Origin of the sequence: Thalassospira sp. (assembly GCF_030690045.1) — a bacterium.
Lineage (GTDB): Bacteria > Pseudomonadota > Alphaproteobacteria > Rhodospirillales > Thalassospiraceae > Thalassospira.
Window position 1 is genome coordinate 62501 of sequence record NZ_JAUYHK010000021.1, and the last position, 25535, is coordinate 88035.

The window sequence follows — 25535 nt, forward strand, 5'->3', positions numbered from 1 at the left end:
GTTACTCCACTTCCTTGATATACCAGTCCGTTGCCGGACGGATTTGCAGGCGGGTGCCTTGCGGGATCGTGATGATCGGTTTGAGATCAATCGTTCGCTCCAGCATGTCGGCGGTGATTTCCCCGAATTTGGTTGAGAGTTCTTCAGACGCCTTTTCGGCAGCGGCGGTTGCCACTTGCCCGTCGGCATCTTCTGTTTTCGTGCTGGCGGCGGCATAGCGCACCGCAGTTGAAATCCCGGTCAGCAGGAAGGCATTGCCGTAGCGTTGCCAAAACCGGTTATCGACTTCCCCGGCGACCCCCAACCAGCCTTGCTGATTGGTGACGTTGGATGCGACCTGGATGATTTCGGCGCGATGGCCCGCAATCAGAACGCGGTCGCACTGGATCGAAAGCTGTGAACTGCCCATATCTTCGGGCGGCTGATAGCTGCAAATCATCCTTGAGCCTTTCGGCAGCAGGACCATGCGCCCGTGATAGCCAAACACATCACGGGTTGTTTGCAGAATCACCGAACCGGGTTGATCCCCCCCGACCTGACTGTTGATCCCGGTTTCCAGTTGGACAGAGATGTAGCGGTCCTGGGCGATCTTCCTTGTGTTATCGACCGGCAGGGTCGAGTACCGGCGCGGCCCCTGATAATCTTCCGGTTCCTTCCCCACATCCTTCAGATCAAGCGGATCGGGTGCAATGCGGCGATCCATTTTCGGGATTGGCGCGATATTGGCTCCGCTATCCCCGCTATCCATTGAAACCGCAGGATCGTGATAGGCGGCAAGGGTCAGGCTTTGACTCTGTACCGCCCGCGACATGGCCGCCTGCAAGGCCAGCCGGTAAGGGTCTGGTGCAGGCATCGGGGCGGGTTCCGGTTCCTTCACAGGTTCCGGTTCCGGAGCCGGTGGTGGTGGGGGTGCCGGTGGTGCGGCCTGTTTGATGATCACGGGCGGAAAACGCGGCGGCGCTGGTTCCGGTGCCGGAGGTTCGGGCGGCGGCGGAGCCGGTAAAGCCCAAGCCGTTTCATCGTCAGCCGGTAGCGTCGGCGGGGCCTTGGCCTGTTCCGGATCGACACACAGACCATTGAAGGTCAGGCCGATCACCAGCGCGATGTCACAGAGCGCACTCATGCGCCACCTGTGTATTCAATGCACATATATTTGAAGCCGCTTTTCAGGGTAATCAGCTTCTGTGTGCTTTCAACGATAAAGGTTTGACCCTGTACGCGGGTATTGACCAGTTCGTCAAATTCATCAACGACCACATAGGCGGTTGGCAGTTCAAGGTCCTTCCATTTGTCGCCAAACCGGATATAGGTGAAATGGTCATCGCGAAAGACCGTGACCGGCTCAAGATCGTCATCCCCCCAGAGCTTGTATTGTCCCCAACCGCGCAGCGCGTTGGGATCAAACTTCGCTTCGGCGACAAAATCGCCCTCGGGCGTGCCGGGATTGGTGTTGGTCAAACCATTGACCGCATCCGCAACCTGGTCTTCTCCGTCGATCTTCATCTTTGGAACGGTCGCGGTCGCGGTCACGGCATCGGAGACATTTGTGCCGGCTGCGGTCGCGTCACTGACCGGCACCGACAGCGACTTGTCGATCTGGACAACCCCGGCAATGCGAACGACCAGATCGGGCAGATTGGTCGAGTTCACGCCTTCGGCCCGCAGATAGATCGGATAGACCGCCCCCGATGCCCCATAAACCGCCATTGATGTGTCGTATCCATAGCCATGCGGGCGCACGGCAATGCGGCGCTGACCGCGTTCGGCAATCGTCCAGTTGGATTTATCGCCGATATCAATGGCGCTGATCACTTCGCCGCGCGGCAGTTCAATCACCGTCACCAGATATTCGCGAGTGCGGACCCGATAGGTGCAGTCCGCGCACATATCGGTGGTGTAAACGCCATCTTCCTTGCTGGCGTAGTCCCAGACTTCCTGCACCTGACCCGAGGTGCGCGGGCGCACCAGCGTTCCGTATTCACCTTCAGCTTGCAGTTTCGCCTGATCGACAATGCTGTCAGGCACCGGCATTTGTGCCGAGGCGGTCGGGGGTTGAACGGATTGACCACCGGCAAACGGTGCTTCCTGCCCGGGCATGGCCGGGCGGGGTGTTTGCGCCATTGCATCAAGTGCGGCCATCCCCAAAAAGATCAGCAGGCACAGGAAGAGAATGACGTGAATGGCAATCCGGAGGGGTGTGGGTATTTTCATGATGCACCTCGTGAACGTAAAATCATGTCCGTCACGGTGATGCCGAACGGATTGATGTATTTCTCTTCAAGTGAAACGCTTTGTTCGCTTGTCACCATCGATACATAGGCCCGGAGCTTTGTCGGCTCTCCGACAGGCTTGCCGTTGCGGGTGTCGATCCGGGTAAAGTCGATGGCGAATTTGTAATCGCCCGTCAGGCTGGCAATTTGACTGGCACTTTCGATTATGATTTCCCGGCTCAAACCATCCCTGATCGCCTCGGTGATCTTTCCGCTGTCGATCCATTCCTTCTTGAAATCGGACCATTCCTTTTTTTCGGTCATCCGGGACACTTCGCGCTGGCGCTCTTCCTGCGTCACCCCGTCAATCTCAAGGCGGGCCTTGACATAGCGCCGCGCCTTGCCTTCCAGTTCGACATCAAAGGCTTTGACGTTTGGCACGACGGGTTTGATCTGGAAACGAACCTCGTCTTCCGTGGCCGGGATGATAAAGAACGGCACTTTTTCTTTCAGAGGCACCATTCCGGCGATCACATTGAAGGCGACGACAAGGCAGGCGATAAGAGCGATATTCATGCCTGCCGACATTCTCAGCATCCATGCGGTTCGCCGGTGGGAAGCTTCAAAAGCAAACGGGTCCGAAGCCGCCACAGAAGCATGGCGCCCGGGCTTGGGCTGATCGAATTGCGGTTCTGTGCCTGTGGCGTTCCTGTCAAGAAAGGCGGCTCTGCGGGCCTTTACACCTTGGAGGAAACCGTTTAGCCGACCCATTCAAAACCTCCACTGTTGAATTGGATCGGATCGCAAACGCACGGGCTTTTCTTCATTTCATCGGTGCCGGTACCTTCCTTTGGCAGTTCGACATCCTTGCCGGTCACGCAGCCCGACAGCAGAACGACAGCGGTAAAGGCGATGATCAGTTTTTTCATTTCTCAGGTCCTTTTTGAACTGTTGGAGCCGCCCCGGCGACCATCAAAGGCAGGGATTTTTCAGGCTTGGAAATCCCGCCAAAGATGAACAGACGGGTGCCGATATAGATGAAGAAAAAGCTGGTGTAGATTGTCAGAACCTTGATCAACCGGGCCTGTATGTCGGTCGGGGACGCCGCTGATAGCTGGTTCAATATCCGGAAGGTTTGATCCGGATCGATGAGCAGGCCGAGAAACGGCACCATCACGATCAGCAGGACCAGCCCCTGAACAAACGAACTGCAAATCCAGATCACGAAATCGATCAGGTCGATCACGGCCATGCCAAAATTTCTGGCGAAGATCAAAACGCTCTTTCTGGTCAGGAGAAAGGGCGACAGGCCCGCCCACACGGCAATACGGAACAGCGTTGCCATCATTTGTGAGAAATAGCCGCGGATCAGATTTTTCATTTGGCACCTGTGTCGTTGGATTGATTTTCGGAAGAACCTTTCGCCCGGGCGAAAGCCGTGATCCGGCCAAAAATCAGAAGTTGAACGCCTGCCAGCACGAAGGCATAAAGCAGGGTCAAAAGGGCGGCCTTGTTGAGAAGGTCTGCCATGTCGAGGACTTCAAGGCTGGCGAAAGCCGTGACAACCAGAACGACGAATTCCGGATCGAACAGCAGCGCCAGCCAGCCCACCAGAAGGCAGGCCAGCACGATCCCCCGAAGGGAGCGGACGGCATGGCGGACAACGCCGCCATAAACCGTCAAGAATGTCTTGAGAGACTTGTTCATCTCGAAATCTTTCATCCGTTTTTGGAAACGCCGCCGCGCCGCAACGTGTTCAGGTAATCGTCGAAACTTCCCGAAGAGGATCCGCGACCGAATTTGCCCAGATCGTTGACTGCGCTATCGTTGAACAGCACCTGCCGGGTTGCATCCAATCCTGATTGTGCGGCACCGGTTGCCTTGTCTGCGAAATTGAGGGCTTGTCTGAGACCCGGGGGGCCAATCTTTTTCGCCATATACAGGCCAGCCCCCATAGCCGCCCCCGCCATCGATGCGGCAGCAGTATTGGTGAACTGTGATTCAGCGATGGAATTGGCGACGGCTGTGGCTTCGGTTACGAAAACCGTCCCCATCACGCCCAGAATGACCGCCAGAAAACCGTTGCTCGTAAAGAACGATCCGGGATTAATGCCAGTGTGAATTTCAAGACTTGAAACGGCATAAAGGCAGATGCCGATTGCAAGCGTTGACCCGTAAAGAACCATTCCCGCCGCCATAAGGGATTTAAGCCCTTTCCAGACCATCCCCTGACTCCACTGGAACCCGACACCAAGCATGACGAAAGGAGCCAGTCCGGCGATAACGGCAACCCGGAACAGCGTCACCATAACCTGACTGAAATAGACGACGATCAGCAGGAACCACGGAATGATGATCAAAACACCGGTCAATGGCCCCGTCAGGTTGCCAACCGATAAGGATTTCCAAAGCTCGAAACCGACATCAAGGACCTTCATGAATCCGCGTTCGGAGGCAAAAACAAGAAGCGTCACGCCGCTATAATGATCTGTGCCGCCTGCCGTCCAGTCGGTGCCGGAAACATTGCCAGCGGCGATCAGCACGGTACTGGCCGCCGCCGTCATCGATCCGATAGCCATGTCATAAATGGTTATGACCAGACCGGAACCCTCACCGGCGAGATCTACACGCTGGCCTGCGAGCAATCCTCCTGCTAGAATCACGAAGAATATTTCTCTACACAGACTTGCAAGATCAGCCCGGCCAAGTATCATCTTGATACCCTGCACCATCAACCAGACAGCGACGACGGCGATGAAAACCTTGATCATTCCATCCGACAGAACATCGGACAGCGAAACCACGAAATCCTTCGCTTTTTCCACATATTTCTGCGCGACATCACAGGTTGCGCAGAAGGGGGCGGTTATGATTGTTTGTTCAGGGTTTCTGGCCATTATGTTTTCCTTCTTGCAAATCGAAACAGCACAAGCGCGGTTCATGAGCGGAACACCGCAACACAACGATTTTTTCGATTTTGACCGGGCTGTGTCGTTCTGGAATAATTTGAAAACAGGCGAGCAGTACGACGCTGAATATGCGAAATGCAGTGAAAATGAAGATTACAACCGCTGGGATTCTCAATGGCTTTCGCGTAGCGCCACCACTATTGAAGACCTCACCCTTGAAGGTGAGGATGACCGCGAACTCATGGAATACTGCCACGACCTGAGCCGCACATATGACTTGTGGGCCAGCATCTACAAGAACATCATTGGCCTGATGCAAGATAGCTGGACGGGCCATCGCCCGGTGGCTGATGCCTGGAACGAGTGGTCTGCAAAAGCCTGTGAAACACGGATTTATGTCCATCCGTGGGGAGCGGAACATGGATATTACAATGCAAATATCTTCACCGGCGAATGCAACGATCTGCCCGACTGGCGTTTGCCAGATCAGGTGAAGGAATACGACACGATCCTTGCCAACAGTGTTATTCGCAGTGGCAAGAAGAACGAACAAAGTCGCGCTGTCGTCTCGAACTATCTTGCCAAGCATGGCGATACGCTCAGTCAGGCCGACCGCGACGCACTTGAAACGATCATCAAGGACCTTCAGTGAAGTGCCGTAAACGCAAAGAGGGATCATTCACCACCTCCTGCGCTATTGCTGCCACCGGGAGCGTCAATTTTGCCTAATGCTTCATCAAGCGTTGCCTCGGGCGGCATCAGCTTCATCAAGGTTGCCGCCTGAATGCGAATGAGTTGGGCGCGTTGCTGTTGGGCCTGCACTTGCTGGCGGTTCTGATGCAGCAAAATCTTGTTCTGGACGGCGAGAAGTTCTTTCACATCCTCCGACGCATCGGCCTCAGCTTCCAGTTCCTGGACAGTCTGTTCGTTGACCTCAACCTGATCAATAATCTGATCGGACTGTGAAAGGCCGGTATTGATGGCGTCTTTGACGATCACATTCTGGCGATGCAGAACCTGTTCGCGGGCGCGATCCCGGGCAATTTTGTAAGCGATTTCTGCTTCTGGCGAGGCATCCGGGTTTTTCCAGTCTCCGGCATTGATATTCGCGCCCCAGTTTCCGCCTTCAGGAAAGGACCAGTCTTCAGGAGCGGAGCCATCATCGAATTTCCAACTGTCAGGATCATTCGGATCGAACCACAGCATTTCCTGATAGAAGCTGCGGCGGGCGCAAATGCTTTCCCAATCAAGTTCGTCAAGATTGATCCCCGGCATCAGGCCCGAGAGATCGGGCAGCAGGCAGCGGGCATCTTTTGAAACGGCCATCCCCAATTTGGCGAGATTGACAATTGGCATGGTGATGTTGCCAAGCTTGCCGATTGAATCGATCTGGTCCTGGGCAAGCTTGCTCATTTTGCCAAGGATTTCAGTTTGCTTCATCATCTGATCAAGCTGTTTTTGCAGGCTGTTGAACTGCTCCGTCAGCTTGACAAATGATGTGGCATCAAAAACCGGATAGGTGGCAAAGGCCGCGACCGGGGACAAAATCAATGCCCCGGCCAGCAGAAGGGTTTTCAGACCGCGCCTTTTCAGATGTGGTTTGTCCATTCCGGGCCCCACTTCTGTTTGAGTTGCGCAAGATGGTTGTTTGCACCCGGCCCGCTCTTGTAAAACCGGGCTGAATTGCCAAGCGGCGTCAGATCGACATCAAGGATGACGCTTTCCTCGTACCCGCTGGTTTCGTCGCGCTTGATGATCAGAACACGTCTGTCGTTCTTTTTGCGGCTCCGGGTACGGCCCCGAATGAACTGAATCTGTTCTTCATTGAGATTGAAGGGGATCAGGCTTTCTTCCGTCACTTTCGAGTTCGGAAAAAAGATAAAGGTGGCGGTGTTCTCAATGATGGCTTCATAGCCCTCGGATTTTGTCAGGGCGGCAGGATCCTGAAACACCATGCCGACCACACCGCCAAGTTTGCGGTATTCGCGATACATCACGCTGCTCAAATCCCGGAAGCCCGGGTTTTGACGCAAACGCGCCGCTTCTTCGATAGTGATGATAAAACCACCCCGGCCTTCCCCTGCCGCTTTCGCGATTTCGGTAGCGGAATGGAAAATTGCTTCGGAAATATGCGCCACAATTGGCGCACCCAAACTGGGGTCGGCCAGTGCCTGGTTCATGTTGATGCCAACCATATGTGATTGGCTCAACATTCCGGACAGGCTGTCATGAGGCGAATTAAAGATATGGCTGCGAATGCCCTTGTTACCCTTGTCGTCAACCACCCATTGCGCGTATGCGTCGCGCAAATTGGACCGGCGGGCAAAAGCATAAGGGTAAATTGCACTTAAGGTCCGGTCTGGCGGGTTAAGTGTGAACGCCAGTTCAACCGCCTTGTCGAGTGCCTTCATATCGTCGCTATCAAGATCGATAGCGGCAAGGGACTTAAGAATAAACCGGATGCGTTCCCGGTTTTTAGGCGTGTCTTCGCCAACATCCAGTGCATTCAGGGCCAGTTCGTCATAGCCCATGTAAATGCCGCCCATCGCTTCCACCATGAAGCGTGACCCTTCCTGAGAGTCAAAGAGGTAGGAACGGACATTCCTGAATTTCGCAAGCCCGCCCAACAAATGCATCATCAGGGTGGACTTGCCGCTGCCTGCCGGAGCGAACACAAGGAAGTTCGCAAGGGATAGCGGTTTGTTGACGACGTGGAATTGAAAAGAATAGCTTTGCCCTGACGGCGTGGAAAACCACCTGATTGGTTCGGGGCCAAGAGGACTTTCTGCAAGGCCGTTGGGGGAGTGGGGAAACGCCCAGACGGAGGCAATATTCTGGTCGCGGAGGTCAAGGCTTGCCATCATCCGCCCGCCCGGTGGCAATAATCCACCTTTGGTCGGTTTGGGCAAGCGGTTGAACCAGCACGACGGCGCACCAGCCGTCTGGATGGAATAACCTATCCGCCGATCACCAAGGATAATGCAGATTTCGCGAATGAGTGCGTCGAGAGCTTCTTCGTTTTCTGCACGGGGAATGATGCAAAATTGCGTTGCAAAGAGAGAGGTGTGGTTCTCCTTCAACAGTGAAATTATGGCCTGCGTTTCCTTCGCCGCCGCAGGGTTTCCAAAAAATTTGCCAATTTCAGATTGCAGGCGTCGGGCGAAGAAAATGGATGCCTGTTCCCGCCCCCAAGGTTCGCAGACATGGCTGATTTCCATGTCCCCCTCAAGGGCCATGATTTCGCTCAGGAATTGCGCCGTCAGAACTTCAGGCCAGTGGGTGACAGTTATGATTTTCTGAACATGCTGTCGCGGCACATGAGTTGTTATAGTGCCGCTTATTTTGTCAAAAGCGATATCTGAAGCAGGCAGGCAGCCCGACAGATTGCGACTGGACGCCCGAAGGTCACGGCGATAGTCGCCACTGACCAGACCGTTCAGGAAACCGGTCAACAAACAAGGTTCATCTTCGGCCTCGGGCTTTTGAAGCAAGACGGGACGATAGGCCGACATTGTTGCCTGAATCTTGTCATCGGCGTCGGCCAGAGCCTGCATATCCGTGCCTGTCAGCACCAGATACCAGTCGATAAAATAACTGGATTTAAAGCGGCCAGCTTCGGCCTTGCCGATTTCATCAAGTACAGAATTCGGCCATGCAGCATGACTGTCGATAAAGCGTCTTCGCTTTACGCTGATAAGGCGATGTGACAATCCGGCTTTGCCAAGATCTGAGAACAAATCGGATCGCCCAAGCATCATGGTATGTTGTTCAGCATCGACCCGGGCATCGTAACTCGTGCCTTCGATGTGCCAGACACGGAAGAGCGAACCGTCTTTATTTCGACCGGTCACGGCATCGTTGTGATCGATGCAAACCAGTTCAAGTTCGTCTTGCAGCCAGTCCCGTTTCAGATCGCCGAGCATGAATTTACGGCTTGCCGGGATGACAAGACCGGCCCCCATGAGAGAAACGAGACCTGTTGCGACAACTTCGGTCCAGATCATTTGCGACATCCTCCTGTTGAAAGGATGCTGTTCGTCCCCCGACGCTTCGTCCAGAAGCGCGGCGCAAGCATCAGTTCCTTGTCGTAAAAGGGGTTTTTGCGATATCTGCCGAGCAATATGAACCAGCTACCGGCGATGCCAATGACACCGCTTGGAATGGCAATTGCCAATGACCGCAGTAAAAGCGGAATAAGGAGCGCCAGCGCCCCGCCAATCACGACCAGCACAATCAACCTCATTGGCAAACCGGCCAATGTCATTTCATGCTGAATGTGAACCTGCACTACACTTGCCGCCTTCATCTCACGCTCCTGTTAGCTGATGAAGGAAAGCATTTGTTCGGCAATCGTCGGGGATGCCACACCAATAATCCCGCCAATAACCCTGGTCAGTGCCTGTTGTGCATCAAGCCTACCGGTGACAGCTCCCCAGCCCCCCCAGACACACAATCCGAGGCCAAGAAGAACGACGATAATCGCTCCGCCACCTTCTGAAATCAGTTTAAGGCCCTCGACAATGAAGCTGTACCATTTGGTGTCACCGGAACTGCCTCCAAGGTCTATGCCCTGAGCAAGTGCCGGATCGGTGATGGCAATCGTGGCAATCGCCGCAAGGGCCGCTATCGTTAAAAGATGTTTGGTCTTCATTTTTTCCTCGTCGTTTTTCAATTTTGGGACTGGTGCTATCGGATGGTTATGAACAGCACGCCGAGCGTGAAGAACGCGGCGAGCAAGTTCACGGCGGTCAGGATTCCCAGAGCGAATAGGGATTTTTTGAAGTTGGCCGTCGCACGGTCGGCCTGTCTCGCGGCCTCGTTCATGGCTTCGACACGTTCGCGCACCACATCGCCGATGGCTTCATTCTTGAAGGTCTGGATCGAAACATTTACGTCGCGGGTGAAACCGTCCGCCGCAGCCTGAACAGCTTTTTCGGTATCCCGGCGTGTGCGTTCATTCAGCTTTTCTTGCTGATCGAGAGCGATGCGCAACATTGTGAAAACAAGCAGGATCGGATCATCTTTGCCGACCGAAACCTCATGTTTTTTCCACAAGAAAGTGCGCAGTTCATCGGACGTGTCGATGCTGTCTGGAAGTGGCGGCATGTCGTCGAGAGAAGACATCACAACATCGCCTCTTCCATGATATTGAAGAGCGTGCGCCATGTCGTTTTCAGGCGCTGTTTTGCCATGACCTTGAAATGTTCAGATCTGATCGCTTCGTCGAACGTCAGACGCGCTTGAGTCATCTGGGCAATGTCATGGCCATAAGTGGACTGACGCACTGCCGGAAGTCGAACAAGGCTATGAAATCGGGCACTGTTTTTCTTGTAGAGCGCCGATTGTTCAAAGCCTTCCGGCTCTGCGCCGGGTCGGGTTCTCGCAACCCGGCCATAAACGAATTCATTGATCCACACGACAACAGGGATATCGGGCAGGTGAACAAGAACTTCGGCAAGCCCGCGCATGGTGTCATCAAGGGCTTGGCCGCCGACAAGTACGCAATGCAGTCGCACGTCATGACCTGATTCACGCAACATCGTAAGCACTTGTGATTCAAGCAGGTAAGACAGTAACGGAAGGAACGTGCTTGATCCGTTGTCGATGTTTGCGACCGCGTTTTCTGGCAGTGCGACAAGGTCTTCGATCAGATCATCGAAAAATCGTGGATTGATTTCATCTTCGCGCTCGCCAAGAATGACGACCTTGACCGGGAATGCCTTGTAACCTGCAAGGGTCTGATTCACCGGGTCGGTATCGAACCCGTGTGCTTCAATGTTTTTTTGATGGTAATATTGCATCAACAGGCTGTTGATGAATGATTTCCCAACGCCGCCTTTGCCCTGCAAGGTGATGTTAATCAACGCCATCGGCGATAACTCCGTCTGAAATGATGATTTTGATGCCAAGCTCGTTGGCGAGTTTGAATAGCTTTGCGGCATCCAGATCACCGACGCCATTTTCAAAATTGCGATAGGTTCGTTCGGACACGCCAACAATGGCGGCAGCCTTTGGCTGCGCCAATCCAAGTGCCTTGCGCTGCTCCTGGATACGACGGTGGAAGGTCAGATAATCGCCCTGCCAGCTCATTCGACCTCCAATGGCAGAACTGGTGCGCGACAAATATGCTTCATGAATTTCCCCTCTGGTTTTCTGTCCTTATCGCCTGAAACCTGACTGTGATTGCCCGGGAAGAGGGGAGGATCGTTGCCGCAGGACATAACCACTCTGGTCATTGTTCGGCCTCATTCGGTTGCGTGTCGTCGTCCCAGAACTCTAAGGAAACTGGCGTCATGCGACCTTCAATTGTTGATGAGTTTGATGGCCCGCTGGGTGAGGGCATACGCCTGGGCAAAGACGAAACGGGTGCAGTCACCTGTTTCGATGCTTTTAGGACGGATTTCGGGAGAGAGATGGAGGAGGGGCTGGACAACAGGGTGTTGAACCAGAAATAGAATGATCGCTTGGACATGGTTATGCGACCCGCCACGCGCAGATCGTGGTAAATCCGATGTCTGGATTTACCTTTCCCATGCTCATCAAAAATCTCACCGCGCAAGGCGATGAATTCGATTTTTGCCTGCCCCCAAATGGCGACCATCTAAAACCCCATCAGGTCATTAACGACTTGACAAGGAAGAGCGGTTTAGGGTTGCATCGCATTGCGAGTGAAAGTTTTCTTTAGGGATATATCCCTAACTCGCAGGTCTTAAAATCTTTTGGGCGAACGCCCCCGCAACCAACATCAAAAAGCTCGCCCTCGTGGCGGGCTTTTTTATTGTTCGTTTGCCGGGTGCAGATGGATGGGAAGATCGCAAACAGGCCAATGCCTGTTTGCCAAGGTTCTTTGCGGAGCCCATAGGGCGGAGCTGGGCGACCGAAGGGAGACCTAATCCTGCCCCCGCAACCAATAAAAACCCTGTCACTTCATCGGTGGCAGGGTTTTTGTTTGGGGCTCCGGTCAGTACACCTGTTTACCGTCCCGGCGCATTCACGCCCAAATCCCAGAATATCCCGGCCATGATTTGAAGTGCCTCGCGGCTCAGGCTTTTGAGGATATGTTCGTTGGGGGCGTGTTGCGAGCAGGCGGCATAGGAATGCGGGATCCACACGGTCGGCATGCCAAGGATATAGGCAAAGGTTTCGTTGGGCAGGGATCCGCCCAGATTGGGCAGAACTGCCGGGCGCAGGCCGGTGGTCGTGATGATTGAATTTTTCGCCCATTCAACCCACGGGTGATCGGGATCCAGGCGGGTGGCGCGGAAAAAGCCCTTGTCTGCCGGGATGATCTCGACATCGGTAAAGCCGTGATGATCAAGATGACGGCGCAGGGCGGGCAGGATATCTTCGGGATCGGTGCCGACAACATAACGCAACTGACAATGGGCGATGGAGTCCGGAGCAATCGCATTGACAGGCCGGTCGGCATTGCCGGTTTTCGTGGCCAGCACGGCAAAGCTGTTCCAGCCATAGACCTTTTCCGACAGGCTGAGGCTTTCTTCGCCCCAGTCCGGGTCGATGGCCGGGCCGTTTTCGCTGTCGCGGATCGGGCAATCCTTTAAGGCCTCGCGCACTTCGGGTGTCAGGCTGTCGGGACGCCATTCGGGGATTTTGATCTGGCCGCGCCGATCCGTGATGGTGGTCAGCGCATGGGCCAGCACAATGGTCGGATCGCGCAGCAAACCGCCCCAATTGCCGGAATGATGGCCGCCATCACGATATTTGATCGACAGGGCAAAATTGATCGCGCCGCGTGATCCCATAAACAGGGTCGGGCGTTCCGGGCTGAGGCGCGGGCCGTCCGAGGCAATCAGAACATCGGCAGCAAACAGATCGCGATGTTCGGTGAACAATTCGGCGAGACCGGGAGAACCGGTTTCCTCGCCGGTTTCGATAATAACCTTGCAGTTAAATCCCAGCGTGCCGCGTTCCTGAAGCACGGCCCGAAGGGCGGCAAGATTGATGCAATGTTGCCCCTTGTTATCTGCCGTGCCGCGGCCATAAATCCGGTCGCCTTCGACGGTAATTTTAAAGGGATCCAGACCATCGCGCCATTGACCCTGCTGGGCATGAATGACATCGCCATGCCCATAGATCAGAATTGTCGGAAAGGTGCTGTCTTCGTGGCGTTCAGCAAACAGGAACGGGCCAAAGCCGGTTTTGGGATTTTCCATGACGCGGGTTGAAAATGCCATCCCGGACAGAAGCGGGATCATTTGTTCATCGAGATACCGGTACAGTTCGGTGATGCGTTCGGGCTTCTGGCTTTCGGTCGGGATTTCAACCAGACGGGTCAATTCGTCCAGAAAGCTGCCATCATCAAAATAACGGGTGATGGTATCAATTGTTTTGGCGCGCGTTGTCATTGCGTTTCTTCCTGTGTGTTTTCGGCGATGGCATCGCCCCAGGGCGACATGATTTCGGTGGCGCCCTGATTGGTATTGCCCCGGCGTTCGACCCCGGCCGGACAGGCAAAGGCATAAGGGAAAACAGTGCGGCGTGTGGTCACGCATTGGTGCTGGTCGCGCAGACGGGCCAGGATATCGGGCGACAGGTTTTGATCGGCAATCACGGTATCGCCGCCACTGCTGTCGATGCGAGGTTGATGAAAGGCATCCTCAAGGCTCATGCTGTAATCCATCATGAAAGAGGTCAGTTGCAAGACAGCGGGCAATATCTTGCGTCCACCCGATGCCCCAATGGCAAAGCGCCGATCCCTGATCTGTCCAATCGCTGGGCAAACATTCATCAGGCACCGTTTGTTTGGTGCCAGCGAATTGGGTTTGCCGGGTTCGGGATCGAACCACAGAATGCCGTTATTCATTAAAAGGCCGCTGCCGGGCAGGACCACCTTGGAGCCGAAGATCGACAGCAATGTCTGGGTGACGGCAACCATATTGCCGTGCCGGTCCACAACGCTGAAATGGGTGGTGCAGGTTGGCGCACGGCTGTCATCCATGTCGCCCATCGTGCCCAGACGCCGGTGATAGGTGCGTTTCAAGGCATCGATACAGGCCAGATAAAATTCTGCCGTCGGGCGGTTTCCGGTGAAAGTTTGCTGGCCCATCATTGTCAGGCATTCAGCCAGATTGTCCCCGGCTGTCAGTGACGGTGCGGCAAATACGGTGCCGTCGCGATAGGGGACTTCCAGCGGGTCCTGCCATGTTGCACGGTATGATTTAAGGTCATCAAGGGACAGGCAGCCGCCCGCATCCTGAACCTCGGCAGCCATCTGGGCGGCAAGATCGCCCTCGTAAAATTCGCGTGGCCCCCTGTCGGCCAGACGGCGCAGGGTTTGGGCCATGGCGGCAAGATGGATGCGTTTGTCCGAAAGGGCCGTCCAGCCTGCAATGGTCGGCCAGATGCCATCTTCGAGAAAAACCGCCGCTGCCGCCGGATTAGCCGCCAGTTCGCGGGTGCTTGAGGCAATGATCAGGGCGGCATACCAGTCAACGGCAAGGCCTTTGTCGGCCAGACCTGCTGCCGGAAGGATCAGATCGCGCCACGGTCGTGTGCCAAATTTGTCATGGGCCAGTTCCATGCCCGCCACAGTGCCGGGGACGGCAATGGCAGTTGCCCCCAACTGGTTGCGGTCATCGACAACGCGGGACCACGGAAACAAATCCCCGGCCTTGCCGGTTCCGCTCAGGGGATAATCCGCCGGGTTCAATCCCGCCGGGGACCGCATGCCGAAATTAAGGGCATAGGTGCGGTTTTCGTTGGCGCGATAAATCATCATCGCCCCGCCCCCGGCCGGGCCACTCATCCAGGGTTCCAGCACACCCATGGCAAAGGAGGTGGCGATAGCGGCATCCACGGCATCGCCGCCATCGGCCAGAATGGCAGCACCAATTTGTGCCCCGCCTTTGTGCTGGGCCGCAACAATGCCGCCATTGACCTTTGTCACCACAGGTTTTCGGGTGATCTGGGAATTGGAGAAATTATCCATCAACGTCACTTTGCAGAATGTCGGAAAGAGAGGCAAAACCGGTTTGAGGGGGTGTTAGCCTGGCGCATAGAGATGGCATTCCACCCGATGGTCGTTTTGCTGAAAAGAAGGCGGGGCCGTTTTGGGGCAGGCATCCATGACTTTGGCGCAGCGCGGATGAAAATGGCATCCGGTTGGCGGATCAATCGGATTGGGAAAGACCGCCCCCAGATGGGTTTCGGGCACGCCCAAATCCGGATCGGGGGTCAGAACCGATTCCAGCAGGGCCGTGGTATAGGGATGTTGTGGCCCGGCAAACAGCGATGCGGCGCTGGATTCTTCGACGACACGACCCAGATACATCACCGCGACCCGGGTTGCCAGATGTTCGATCACCGCAAGATTGTGGCTGATAAACAAATAGGTCAGGCCCAGCTCATTGCGTAAATCCGACAGAAGATTGAGAATTTGCGACTGCACCGACACATCAAGGGCCGATGTCGGTTCATCGCAAATAACGATTTCCGGTTTCATGATCAGGGCGCGCGCTATGGCGACACGTTGACGCTGCCCGCCCGAAAGCTGGCTTGGATAACTGTTCAGGACCCGTTTGGGCAGGCCGACAAAATCAAGGATTTCGGTGGTGCGTTTTTCCCATTCCCGGCTGTCGCCGATTTTGTGGACGCGCAAGGGCAGGGAAATGATATCGCCGATATTCTTGCGCGGATTGAGAGATGAATAAGGATCCTGAAAAATCGGCTGAATCTTGCGGGCCAGATAGGATTGCCCATGTTTGGTGATGTCTTCGCCATCGACCAGAACCTGTCCTTCGGTCGGTTTTTCAAGGCCAAGCAGAATACGGGCCAACGTGCTTTTGCCACAGCCCGATTCCCCGACCAGCCCCAGAACCTCGCCTTTGTTCAGGCGCAGATTGACCTCGTTTACCGCCTTGAGAGGTTTGCGTTTGCCAAAAAACCCCTGTTTGATCGTGAAGGTTTTGGAGACGTTTTGAAGTTCAAGAACCGCATGGGTCATGGCCGGACCTCCGGTTGCGCATTGTTATGGACGCAACGATAAAAATGGCCGGTTTTGTCAAACCGTTGGGGAATGTCACCGCCACAGGCATCGTTTGGCACATCGCACCGCCCGCGAAAGGCACAACCGACACTTTCCCCGATCAGGGACGGCACAATGCCGGGGATTGATCCCAGATGTTCGCCGGGCCTGGTCCGACCCGGAACCGGGATACAGCGCAACAGCCCGCGCGTATAGGGATGTTGGGGATTGATAAAGACATCGCGCGACAATCCCGATTCAACAACTTCGCCCGCATACATGATCGCAACCTTGTCGGCGACGCGCGCGACAATGCCCAGATCGTGGGTGATCAGGATCATCGCCATATTCATTTCACGTTGCAGATCGACCAGAAGACGCAGGATTTGGGCCTGAATCGTGACGTCCAGTGCCGTGGTCGGTTCATCGGCAATGATCAGGTCCGGTTCGCCCATCAACGCCATTGCGATCATGACGCGCTGACGCAATCCCCCCGAAAGTTGATGGGGATATTGGCCAAGACGGCTGGCTGCGGCCGTGATGCCGACCTTTTCCAGCAATTCGATGGCCCGTTCCCGTGCTTTTGCCTTGCCAACATTGCGATGGAGCAACAGGGCCTCGGTCAATTGGTCGCCGATGGTATAGGACGGGTTGAGCGAGGTCATCGGTTCCTGAAAGATCATTGAAATCCGGTCGCCGCGCAATTTGCGCATCTGTCGATTACTTGCCTTTTGCAAATCAATTCCGGCGAAATCCATCACATCGGCGGTGCGTTGGGCGCGTTTGGGCAGCAAATCCATCAGGGCAAGGGATGTCAGGGATTTGCCGCTTCCGGACTCGCCAACAATGCACAGGGTTTCCCCGCGGGCGAGGTCAAAATCGATCCCGCGCACCGCGTGCAGGGTTCCGGCGGCCAGTGGAATATCGACCTTCAGGCCGCGTACAGAGAGAATATTGTCCATCTGTCTCTCTCCTTGGTTAATTGCGGTTTTCAGGGGCGGTAACATCCCGCAGGCCGTCGCCCATCAGATTGATCGCCAGCACCAGAACAAACAGGGCAACGCCGGGAATGGTGATCATCCAGGGTTCAAACAGCAGCATCTGCTTGCCTTCGGATACCATCAGGCCCCAGGACGGGGTTGGCGGCTGAACACCCAGCCCCAGAAAGGACAGGATGGCCTCAAGTAAAATGGCATGGGCCATTTCAAGGGTGACGATGACAATCAGATTGTTCAGGATGTTGGGCATGATCTCGCTAAAGATGATGCGCCGGGTGGAGCATCCGATGGCACGGGCCGCCGTGACATATTCCATCGATCGCAGTTGCAATGTTGCAGACCGCATCACCACGGCAAAGCGATCCCACAATAACAGACCGAGAACCATGATGACGATCTGAAGCGAACCGCCAAACAGCGCGACAACGGCCAGGGCAACCAGAACGACCGGCATGGCCAGACGAACATTGATCAAAAAGGTCACAACCATATCGACCTTGCCACCGAAATACCCGGCAGCGATCCCCATTGCGGTGCCGATCAAGCCCGATATGAGGGCGGCGATCAGGCCAATCGCCAACGAAATGCGGGAGCCATAGATCAGCCGTGACAGATAATCCCGGCCCAGATGATCGGTGCCCAGAACATGTTCCCATGTGCCTTTGTCGTACCAGACCGGCGGGCGCATCCGGATCATCAGATTTTGATGATAGGGATCATGCGGGGCCAGCAACGGGGCAAAAATTGCAACCAGAATGACAAACAGCAAGACAAGCCCGCCGATCATCAGGCCGCGATGCCCGAAAACCTTGGATCGCATAATTTGTCCCGGTGTCGGACCGGACAGTTCACGGATCACAGTTTCAACAGTTTTTGCCATGTCAGCCCACCCTCATGCGGGGGTCAAGCCACGCATTCAACAAATCGGAAAGGAAGGTAAAAACGATATAGAAAAGCGAGAAGATCAGGATCAGCGCCTGCACTGTCGGCAAGTCGTTACGCCCGATGGATTCCCATGCCAGATAGCCCGCCCCGTGCAGGGCAAAGATTGATTCCACCACAATTGATCCGCCCAGCATGAAGCCCATTTGGACGGCGGCCAGACTGACAACCGGGATGATGGCATTGCGCAGGGCATGTTTGAACATTACCCGCATTTCGCTGGCACCCTTGGCGCGGGCGGTGCGGATATAATCGGCACTGAGAACATCGAGCATCCCGGCACGTGTCAGCCGCATGATGCCGGGCATGGCGTAATATCCCAGCACAATTGTCGGCATCACAAAATGCCGCCAGCTTTCAGACCCGGAAGGTGGCAGGATCTGGAACTGGATGCTGAAAATCACAATCAGGACGAGGCCAAACCAGAAACTGGGCATGGCCTGTCCCATGACCGAGATGAAAAGAGCCACCCGGTCAATCAGGCTGTTGGGACGAACGGCGGCGGCAACACCCAGCGGCACTGCGGTCAGCAGGGCAAAGGTAATGCCGCACACCCCGAGTATCATCGTGACGGAGAGTCGGTCTGCTATGAGTTGTCCGACGGGCAATTGAAAATAATAACTTTGCCCGAAATCACCGCGCACTGCATTGAACAGCCACTCGCCATACTGGACAAGCAGGGGCCGGTCAAAACCATAAAATATGCGGATGGCCTCGATATCTGAATCCGACGCGGTTTCCCCGGCAATTGCCGCCGCAGGGTCACCGGAAAGATACAGCAAGGCGAAACTCAGCATGGAGACGGCAAGGGCGACCAATAAGGCAAGCCCCAGCTTTTTAAGTGTAAAAACCAACACCGTTCGTTACCCCGTTTTTGGAAAATTATTTCCAGCTCATCTGGAAGAACCGCGGGATGTCATCCATGGCGGGCTTGTATTCCAGATCCTTGGTAAAGATGTAGTTGGAGTTGTAGGAAAACAGCGGCACCCAATAGGCCTGATCGGCGATCTTTTTCAGGGCTTTGGCATAGAATTCCTTGCGGGTTTCGGGGTCGACCGAACTGTCGGCAACATCCAGCCAGTCTCTGACCTCTTCATCACGGGCAAGATCAAGGGACCCGAATTTGAAAAACTCGCTGGTGAAGGCCGAGGCATCATTGATCGAATAGGACCCCCAAGTCTGGAACGAAATGGGCGTTCCACTCTTCATGCGCTGTTCGCGCAAGGCGGAGTATTGCAAAAACCGCAAGTTGGTCTTGATGCCGACGGCATTGAGATAATTCATCATTGCTTCGGCATAATCGCGTTCGCGATAGGCATAAAAATCTGTCTCGAAACCATCCGGATATCCGGCTTCGGCCAACAGTGCCTTGGCCTTTTCCGGGTCATAGTCATAGGACGTTACGTCTTCGGTGCAGCCAAACTGGGATGGAAAGCAGGCCGAATTGACAATGCGGGATTTACCCTTGAGCAATGCATCGACGATCGCCTGACGGTCAATCGCGTGGTAAATTGCCTGACGCACGCGGACATCCATCATCGGATTGTTTTCGGTGCCGGTCAGTCCTGCGGCATCCATATCCAGATAGCCGATTCGCATGGTGCTTTCATTGGCGACGGTAAAGCGGTCCATTGCGGTCATTTTTTCCGCCTGATCGGCCGGAACTTCCCAAATCCAGTCCAGCCCGCCGCCAAACAGTTCGGCCGCCTGGGTATTGAAATCAGGGATGGTGCGGATATCAAGATTACCGATGGTCGGCTGCCCCTTGGGGCTGTCCTTGTGATAATTATCGAATTTTTCCAGAACGAAACGCTTGCCCGGTTCGACCTTTACCACCTTGTACGGGCCGGTGCCGACCGGTTCAACACCCATGCCGGACGGGCCGACCTTGGCGTAATATTCGTTGGGGTAAATCGATACCGGCCCGGCGAGATATTCGATGGCGGCCGGGAAGGGTGCCTTCAGGTGAATGCGGACCTTGTATTTGTCGATCTTTTCCGCACTTTTCATCCAGTTGACATTGCGCTGGGTCTTGACGCCGTTCTTTTCATCGACGACCCAGTTGACGGTATAAACGACGTCATCGGCGTCAAATTCTTCACCGTTATGGAAGGTGACACCCTCACGCAGGACAAGTTCCAGCGTGACATCGTCGATCCATTCCCATTCGGTGGCAAGATTGCCCTTGTATTCGCCGTTATAAGGATCGCGATACAGCAGCCCGTCCCAGACATTGTGCTGCATGATCACGCCTTCGCGCGCCGAGTTGTAAAAACTGTCGACGCTTTCAAGTTCCTTGTTAAAGGCGATTTTCAAGGTGTCGTCGGCCTTGCCAGCCCATGCGGAACCGGCAGCAACCATGGTCAGGGCGATGATACTCGCCCCCGCAAGCAGCTTTTTCATTAATGCCTCCATGACATTTTGTGTTTTGTCTGGCATTTATGCCAGTGACACTTAGTATTGTATTATAATACAGTTTACTGTATATCGATAAACGATAGGAAGACAAAACCGGAGAGTCAATCAACAAATTCATCCGGAACGCGAAAACGAGGGAACGTTTACGACATGAAAAAGACCGAAAATCAGCGTCAGGACACGCTTTATGTGGCATCCCTTGAAAAGGGGATGCGTATTTTGTCTGTTTTTTCCGAGGATCGTTCCGAACTGGGATTATCCGAAATTGTGCGCGAAACCGGGCTGGAAAAAAGTGCAGCGCAGCGATTCGTCAATACGCTGCATCAACTGGGCTATCTCGATAAAAACCCGGAAACCCGGCGGTATCGACCGTCCCTGAAATATCTTGAGATGGCCTATAGCTATCTTTGGTCGGATAATTTGGTGCAATTGGCGATGCCCCGCCTGATTGAACTGAGCAACCAGACCCAGCAAACCATCAATATGGCCAAGCCGCTGGAAACCGACATCATGTATGTAATCCGGATGCCCAATTACCGGACCAGTTTTGCGGCATCGGTGATCGGTCGGCGGGTGCCTGCCCTGAATGCGTCATCTGGTCGGGTGATTCTGAGCCGCCAGTCCGAAGCCATGATCCGGGCCTGTGTTCAGGACTGGCCACTTAAAAAATATACCGGCAAAACCACGATGGATCGCGGGGCGATTCTGGAAAATATCCTGATGGCACGCGAAAAGGGTTACTGCCTGACCCAAAAAGAAATTTTGCCCGATGAAATCAACGTTGCCGCGCCGATCTGTTCGATTGAAGGAACCCCGATTGGGGCCATTCACTGTTCGTTGCCCGCAATCCGCTGGACCATGGAAAAGGCCGAACAGGAAATCGTGCCGCTGATTGTGGAAACCGCGCAGGCGATTGTACCGTCACGGTAAGGTTGTTGTGCGAGATGTGGGGGCAATGCGACTTGGTGTTGGTGCCGACATTCCTTGAAGATACCGGCCAGAAAAGGCATCTGACCGGTTTTTGCCACTGTGATACCGGATTGTTACCCGGCGATTTTCGCACAGAAAGCCTCGAATTCGGTCTTTGAGGCATAGGATTTCTGGGTGCCGGGGCGGGTGATGCTGTCGGCGGCATAGCGCACCGCCATATGCAGGGCGGCGTCAAGGTCATGATTTTCAACGTAATAGCGGGCAAAGCTGCCGATAAAGGCATCGCCGGCCCCGGTCGTATCAACCGGTGTGACCCGGACCGGTTCAATCTTGCGGGTGGGTTCGTTAGCGGTGACCAGCAATGCCCCGCGTGCGCCAAGGGTGACAATCACGGTGCGAATGCCGCGTGCGATCAGGCCACGGGCGGCATGTTCGGCATCGGTATCGTTTTCAACTTTCTGGCCGGTGATCGTTGCCAGTTCGGTTTGATTGGGCACCAGAAAAGTCACCGTTTCGATCTTGCGCGTATCAAGGTTCGGATCGGCCGGTGCGGGGTTAAACAGGGTTTCAATCCCATGGCGCGCCCCAAAGGCAATGGTGTGATAGATTGTTTCCAGCGGGATTTCCTGCTGCATGACGATCAGATCACATTCCCTGAGCGCATCGGCCGCCCGGTCCACATCGGCCGGGGACAGGGTGGCATTCGCCCCCTTGATGATCAGGATGCTGTTTTCACCCGACGGTTCGACAAAAATCGGGGCAACGCCGCTGGAAGTGCCCGGTACGCGGTCGACAAAGCGGGTATCAATGCCCGAAGTTTCAAAATTGCGGATGGTATTGTCGGCAAAAATGTCATCGCCGACCTTGGTCACCATCATGACATCGGCGCCCAGGCGGGCCGCCGCAATCGCCTGATTGGCTCCTTTGCCACCACATCCCATTTCAAAGCGCGGTGCCTCGATGGTTTCACCGGGGACCGGCATCCGGTCCGTATAGGTGATCAGGTCAACCATATTGCTGCCAACAATGGCGATTTTACCGGCCATCAATTCCTCCGTTCTTTTAAAATGCTTTTATGGTGCGTTCGGCCAGATTTGCATCATCGGGCGGCAGATATCCCAGCCGTACCGAAAAATGCCGCTGTTCGCCACCTTTTAGAACCTGCACATTGCCCTTGGCCTTTTCGGCCAGATAGCCTTCCGGCTCCGCCGTTGCGGGCAGGGCAAAGGCGCAGACTTTCTGATCGCTGTTGACCATCACCCAGCGCACGGTTTTGGGGAAATCGACCGGATCATAGGTGATGTAAAAACCGTCACCTTCGCGGCGTTTCATCAGACTGGCGGTTTTGCCATCGGGGCCGGTTTTGAGGCCGCGAATGTAAAAAACCTGTTCCGGGTCATAGCGCAGGGGGTCTTTCATCACCTCCATCACCGAGGGATCGGCAGCCAGACTTACCAGCAAGGCATCGTAATCGGGATTGCGCGGCACATGGGCGGGGACTTTGGTCCGGACCACGGTGGCATCGGGCGTAAAGGGGGCGGGCTGAATGATCCGTGCGCCTTCGTAAAAGGCGAAATTGACATGGCACATATACATCAGGTCCATATCCGCACCCGACAGGTTTTCAACCGACATGCCAATGTCAAACAGGGCGGTGTCGGGGCGCAAAACCACGCGCGGGCGGGCGATGTAATGGTTGCCAAAGCCCATGACATATTCACAAGACCCGATTACCGCCATATAGGGGCCATCGGCATCCTCGCCGATTTCAAGTCCCGCACTGTCCATTTTGGCGCAGGGCATTTCCCCATGCAGCGGGTGACTGTCATCGGGGCCGGGGCAGCCATTGCGCAGCAACCCTGAATGAAAGGCAAAACAGCCATAGGTGCCGACAATGCTCTCGGCCGGGCGCGGGGCGCTGAACATGTTACTCATGGTCAGATCGACACCATGAAAAACCGCATCCCAGATCATCTGCCCGAAAAAGGGCAGCACAACCAGATGACCACGACGATTGCCCAGCCGCAAGGCGGCGATGCCGGTGTCATAGCAAAACAGCCGGGCGGTTATGCCGTGGCTTTCAGCAACAAGCCGTTCCGCCTCGCCAAAGAAAGTGTCGCGCAAATGAAAGATTGTGGACATCGGCTTTTCCTGTGTCTCGCCTAGCGGGAACGACCCTTGTACGCATTCAGGGCAATTACCAGCAACAAAAACGCACCCCAGATGAAATCAATCAGATGATTGGAAAAACGGAGAATCTGAAAGCCGCTGGACAGCAGCATCAGGGCGATGACGGCAATCGAAATGCCCAGAACCGTGCCGCGCCCCCCGGCCGGATTGGTGCCGCCCAGAACCGCAATCAACACCGCCTGAAGCAGATAGGACGTACCATAGTCGGATTTCGCGGCATTGGTCCGCCCCGACAGGATGATCCCGGCCACCGATGCCAGAACGCCGGTCATCATATAGCTGTAAATCACCATTTTTTCGCGTTTCAAACCGGCAAACAGGGCGGCCTTGGGATTGGTGCCAATCAGCATCAGATTCATGCCAAATGTGGTGCGTGTCAGGATGAAGGCAATCAGGGATGCAATCACCACAAACAGTACCAGCGGGGTCGCCACCCCGAAAATCTTGCCATTGCCGATAAAGGCCCAAGCATCGGGAAAGCCGACAATCGCCGGGCCGCCGGTCAGCACAATCGCCAGCCCGGTAAAGACCTGACCGGTGCCAAGGGTTGCCAGAATGGGCGTGATCCGCACCCTGGTAATCAAAAATCCGTTCAGCGCCCCGGCGACAATCCCGGTACCCAGTGCGACAATCGCGCCCAGCATCACCACCGACAGGCCGGTATCGGCGACCCCGGCTTCGTCGGCAAATTTCTTGAACAAAATACCGGCCAGAATGCCTGACAGATTGGCAATCCCGATCACCGACAGGTCAATCCCGCCGGTCAGCATTGCGATCATCATGGCAATCGACAACAGGCCGAGTTCGGGAAAGATATAGGTGATGGATTCAAAATTGTAATAGCGCAGGAACTTGTCCGGGCTGAGTGCGGTCATGACGATAAAAATCAGGATCGTCATAAGGATCAACTGGACAATATTGTTGTCCTGATTGATCAGACGGCGGAAATCCATTGAAAATTTCATGATTGATCCCTTATGCCTTTGCCCGGTTGTCACGCCATGCGGTGATTGCGGTTGCAATCACAATGATGACGCCGACAGCCACGCGCTGCCATGTGGTGTCAATTTTCATGATGATCAGGCTGTTTTTGACCATCACCAGCATAAAGACGCCCAGCATGGTGCCAATCACCGAGCCGCGACCGCCAAAGATCGAGGCCCCGCCCAGAACGACGGCGGCAATTACATCAAGCTCCATTCCGACAAAATCACGCGGATTGGCCAGCCAGATCATGCTGCTGTGAAGCAACCCGGCAAACCCGGCCAGCGCACCGGCGACGCAATAGATAAAGAAAATCACCTTACGCAGGTCAAATCCGGCCCGGCTTGCCGCCTCGGCATCGCCGCCAAGGGCATAGACTCCGCGACCAATCATGGTGTGGCGCAAGACAAAATGCAAAAGCGCGGCAAGGACAAGATAGACAACAACCATTGCCGTCAGTCCCGATGTGCCGCCATCCGCCCTGGTCAGGGTGATGACATCGGTTTTGGCGAAATCGATCAGGACATCAGGCATTTTGTTGATGTTGATGATGCTGGTGCCGACAACACCCAGCAGAAAGCCGCGCACCATGCTGGCGGTGCCCAGTGTCACGATCAGCGGGATCATGCGGAATTTATAAACAAAAAACGCATTGAGAGACCCCAGAAGGGCACCCATCGTTGCCGCCGCGACAAAGGGTAAAAACACGCCGTTATAATCGAAATACAGCATGCCCTTGATGGTCAGATACATTGCGGCAACGGCAAAGGCGGGAAAGGATACGTCAATCCCGCCGGAAATCATGACCAGAAGAACGCCGAGCGCCATGATCCCGATGATCACATTGCTGCGCAACAGGCCAAACAGATTATCCATTTGCCAGAATGCCGGATTGACCAATCCGATAAGGATCATGGCGAGCAACAGGATGCCCGCGATGACCACTTCTGATTTGCGAAGCCAGGCCATC

Annotated in this window: 28 protein-coding genes; 2 read left to right on the forward strand and 26 right to left on the reverse strand. The window is 55.0% G+C overall.

Annotated features, from left to right (window positions below; genetic code table 11):
* Position 1 precedes the first annotated feature (1 nt).
* From Q8O73_RS17585 to Q8O73_RS17615, 7 genes are read right to left on the reverse strand one after another with little or no spacing between them, the layout of a single operon-like run.
* The gene (locus tag Q8O73_RS17585) at positions 2 to 1123 is read right to left on the reverse strand and encodes a TrbI/VirB10 family protein (RefSeq protein WP_305559504.1); all 1122 of its coding nucleotides are present in this window, start codon (positions 1121 to 1123) and stop codon (positions 2 to 4) included.
* Positions 1120 to 2211, reverse strand: coding sequence for a TrbG/VirB9 family P-type conjugative transfer protein (locus tag Q8O73_RS17590; protein WP_305559505.1), 1092 nt, complete (start codon positions 2209 to 2211; stop codon positions 1120 to 1122). The genes Q8O73_RS17585 and Q8O73_RS17590 overlap by 4 nt, the downstream gene beginning before the upstream one ends.
* Positions 2208 to 2981, reverse strand: coding sequence for a type IV secretion system protein (locus Q8O73_RS17595; RefSeq protein ID WP_305559506.1), 774 nt, complete (start codon positions 2979 to 2981; stop codon positions 2208 to 2210). The genes Q8O73_RS17590 and Q8O73_RS17595 overlap by 4 nt, the downstream gene beginning before the upstream one ends.
* Positions 2969 to 3139 (reverse strand): membrane lipoprotein lipid attachment site-containing protein, encoded by a 171-nt coding sequence (locus Q8O73_RS17600; RefSeq protein ID WP_305559507.1) that lies wholly within the window; start codon positions 3137 to 3139, stop codon positions 2969 to 2971. Before Q8O73_RS17600 ends, Q8O73_RS17595 begins: the two co-directional genes overlap by 13 nt.
* Complete coding sequence (locus tag Q8O73_RS17605; RefSeq protein ID WP_305559508.1) at positions 3136 to 3591, reverse strand: hypothetical protein; 456 nt, start codon at positions 3589 to 3591, stop codon at positions 3136 to 3138. Before Q8O73_RS17605 ends, Q8O73_RS17600 begins: the two co-directional genes overlap by 4 nt.
* Positions 3588 to 3917 carry a hypothetical protein gene (locus Q8O73_RS17610; RefSeq protein ID WP_305559509.1) on the reverse strand — a complete coding sequence of 110 codons (330 nt, stop codon included), beginning with the start codon at positions 3915 to 3917 and terminating at the stop codon, positions 3588 to 3590. Before Q8O73_RS17610 ends, Q8O73_RS17605 begins: the two co-directional genes overlap by 4 nt.
* 11 nt (positions 3918 to 3928) lie before the next feature.
* A complete protein-coding gene (locus Q8O73_RS17615; protein ID WP_305559510.1) occupies positions 3929 to 5035 on the reverse strand; it encodes a hypothetical protein in 1107 nt (368 codons plus the stop codon).
* A 43-nt stretch (positions 5036 to 5078) separates the two neighbouring features.
* Here Q8O73_RS17615 and Q8O73_RS17620 point away from each other — a divergent pair, with 43 nt between their 5' ends.
* Positions 5079 to 5771 (forward strand): hypothetical protein, encoded by a 693-nt coding sequence (locus Q8O73_RS17620; protein WP_305559511.1) that lies wholly within the window; start codon positions 5079 to 5081, stop codon positions 5769 to 5771.
* Positions 5772 to 5794: 23 nt separating this feature from the next.
* On the opposite strand, the gene Q8O73_RS17625 is transcribed toward Q8O73_RS17620, so the two are convergent.
* The 15 genes from Q8O73_RS17625 to Q8O73_RS17695 form a co-directional block, all read right to left on the reverse strand.
* Complete coding sequence (locus Q8O73_RS17625; protein ID WP_305559512.1) at positions 5795 to 6727, reverse strand: hypothetical protein; 933 nt, start codon at positions 6725 to 6727, stop codon at positions 5795 to 5797.
* Positions 6709 to 9123 (reverse strand): VirB4 family type IV secretion system protein, encoded by a 2415-nt coding sequence (locus Q8O73_RS17630; RefSeq protein WP_305559513.1) that lies wholly within the window; start codon positions 9121 to 9123, stop codon positions 6709 to 6711. Before Q8O73_RS17630 ends, Q8O73_RS17625 begins: the two co-directional genes overlap by 19 nt.
* On the reverse strand, positions 9120 to 9425 hold the full coding sequence (locus Q8O73_RS17635; protein ID WP_305559514.1) for a hypothetical protein: 306 nt from the start codon (positions 9423 to 9425) through the stop codon (positions 9120 to 9122). Before Q8O73_RS17635 ends, Q8O73_RS17630 begins: the two co-directional genes overlap by 4 nt.
* 12 nt (positions 9426 to 9437) lie before the next feature.
* On the reverse strand, positions 9438 to 9770 hold the full coding sequence (locus tag Q8O73_RS17640; RefSeq protein WP_305559515.1) for a hypothetical protein: 333 nt from the start codon (positions 9768 to 9770) through the stop codon (positions 9438 to 9440).
* 35 nt (positions 9771 to 9805) lie between these two features.
* A complete protein-coding gene (locus Q8O73_RS17645) occupies positions 9806 to 10243 on the reverse strand; it encodes a hypothetical protein (RefSeq protein ID WP_305559516.1) in 438 nt (145 codons plus the stop codon).
* Positions 10243 to 10989, reverse strand: coding sequence for a conjugal transfer protein TraL (locus Q8O73_RS17650; protein WP_305559517.1), 747 nt, complete (start codon positions 10987 to 10989; stop codon positions 10243 to 10245). Before Q8O73_RS17650 ends, Q8O73_RS17645 begins: the two co-directional genes overlap by 1 nt.
* On the reverse strand, positions 10976 to 11209 hold the full coding sequence (locus Q8O73_RS17655) for a helix-turn-helix domain-containing protein (protein ID WP_305559518.1): 234 nt from the start codon (positions 11207 to 11209) through the stop codon (positions 10976 to 10978). Before Q8O73_RS17655 ends, Q8O73_RS17650 begins: the two co-directional genes overlap by 14 nt.
* Before the next feature lie 142 nt (positions 11210 to 11351).
* Complete coding sequence (locus Q8O73_RS17660) at positions 11352 to 11720, reverse strand: hypothetical protein (RefSeq protein WP_305559519.1); 369 nt, start codon at positions 11718 to 11720, stop codon at positions 11352 to 11354.
* Positions 11721 to 12093: 373 nt separating this feature from the next.
* Positions 12094 to 13485 carry a M20 family metallopeptidase gene (locus Q8O73_RS17665; protein WP_305559520.1) on the reverse strand — a complete coding sequence of 464 codons (1392 nt, stop codon included), beginning with the start codon at positions 13483 to 13485 and terminating at the stop codon, positions 12094 to 12096.
* Positions 13482 to 15068 (reverse strand): gamma-glutamyltransferase family protein, encoded by a 1587-nt coding sequence (locus Q8O73_RS17670; protein ID WP_305559521.1) that lies wholly within the window; start codon positions 15066 to 15068, stop codon positions 13482 to 13484. Before Q8O73_RS17670 ends, Q8O73_RS17665 begins: the two co-directional genes overlap by 4 nt.
* A 54-nt stretch (positions 15069 to 15122) precedes the next feature.
* Positions 15123 to 16082 (reverse strand): ABC transporter ATP-binding protein, encoded by a 960-nt coding sequence (locus Q8O73_RS17675; RefSeq protein WP_305559522.1) that lies wholly within the window; start codon positions 16080 to 16082, stop codon positions 15123 to 15125.
* Entirely contained in the window at positions 16079 to 17065 is a 987-nt protein-coding gene (locus tag Q8O73_RS17680; RefSeq protein WP_305559523.1) for an ABC transporter ATP-binding protein, read from the reverse strand. Before Q8O73_RS17680 ends, Q8O73_RS17675 begins: the two co-directional genes overlap by 4 nt.
* A 16-nt stretch (positions 17066 to 17081) precedes the next feature.
* On the reverse strand, positions 17082 to 17981 hold the full coding sequence (locus Q8O73_RS17685) for an ABC transporter permease (RefSeq protein ID WP_305559524.1): 900 nt from the start codon (positions 17979 to 17981) through the stop codon (positions 17082 to 17084).
* A gap of 1 nt (position 17982) precedes the next feature.
* Positions 17983 to 18900 carry an ABC transporter permease gene (locus Q8O73_RS17690; protein ID WP_305559525.1) on the reverse strand — a complete coding sequence of 306 codons (918 nt, stop codon included), beginning with the start codon at positions 18898 to 18900 and terminating at the stop codon, positions 17983 to 17985.
* Positions 18901 to 18925: 25 nt separating this feature from the next.
* Positions 18926 to 20446: an ABC transporter substrate-binding protein gene (locus Q8O73_RS17695; protein WP_305559526.1), complete on the reverse strand. Its 1521-nt coding sequence runs from the start codon at positions 20444 to 20446 to the stop codon at positions 18926 to 18928.
* A gap of 165 nt (positions 20447 to 20611) precedes the next feature.
* Between Q8O73_RS17695 and Q8O73_RS17700 the strand changes: the two genes are divergently transcribed.
* Complete coding sequence (locus Q8O73_RS17700; protein WP_305559527.1) at positions 20612 to 21391, forward strand: IclR family transcriptional regulator; 780 nt, start codon at positions 20612 to 20614, stop codon at positions 21389 to 21391.
* 113 nt (positions 21392 to 21504) lie between these two features.
* Here the strand turns inward: Q8O73_RS17700 and rbsK are convergent, their stop codons facing one another.
* The 4 genes from rbsK to Q8O73_RS17720 are packed head-to-tail and all read right to left on the reverse strand — an operon-like array spanning position 21505 to position 25534.
* Entirely contained in the window at positions 21505 to 22437 is a 933-nt protein-coding gene (gene rbsK / locus Q8O73_RS17705) for a ribokinase (protein WP_305559528.1), read from the reverse strand.
* A gap of 16 nt (positions 22438 to 22453) precedes the next feature.
* A complete protein-coding gene (locus Q8O73_RS17710) occupies positions 22454 to 23533 on the reverse strand; it encodes an aldose 1-epimerase family protein (RefSeq protein ID WP_305559529.1) in 1080 nt (359 codons plus the stop codon).
* Positions 23534 to 23553: 20 nt separating this feature from the next.
* The gene (locus tag Q8O73_RS17715; RefSeq protein WP_305559530.1) at positions 23554 to 24546 is read right to left on the reverse strand and encodes an ABC transporter permease; all 993 of its coding nucleotides are present in this window, start codon (positions 24544 to 24546) and stop codon (positions 23554 to 23556) included.
* Positions 24547 to 24556: 10 nt separating this feature from the next.
* Positions 24557 to 25534, reverse strand: a complete 978-nt coding sequence (locus Q8O73_RS17720) for an ABC transporter permease (RefSeq protein WP_305559531.1) — start codon at positions 25532 to 25534, stop codon at positions 24557 to 24559.
* Between the last annotated feature and the right edge of the window lies 1 nt (position 25535).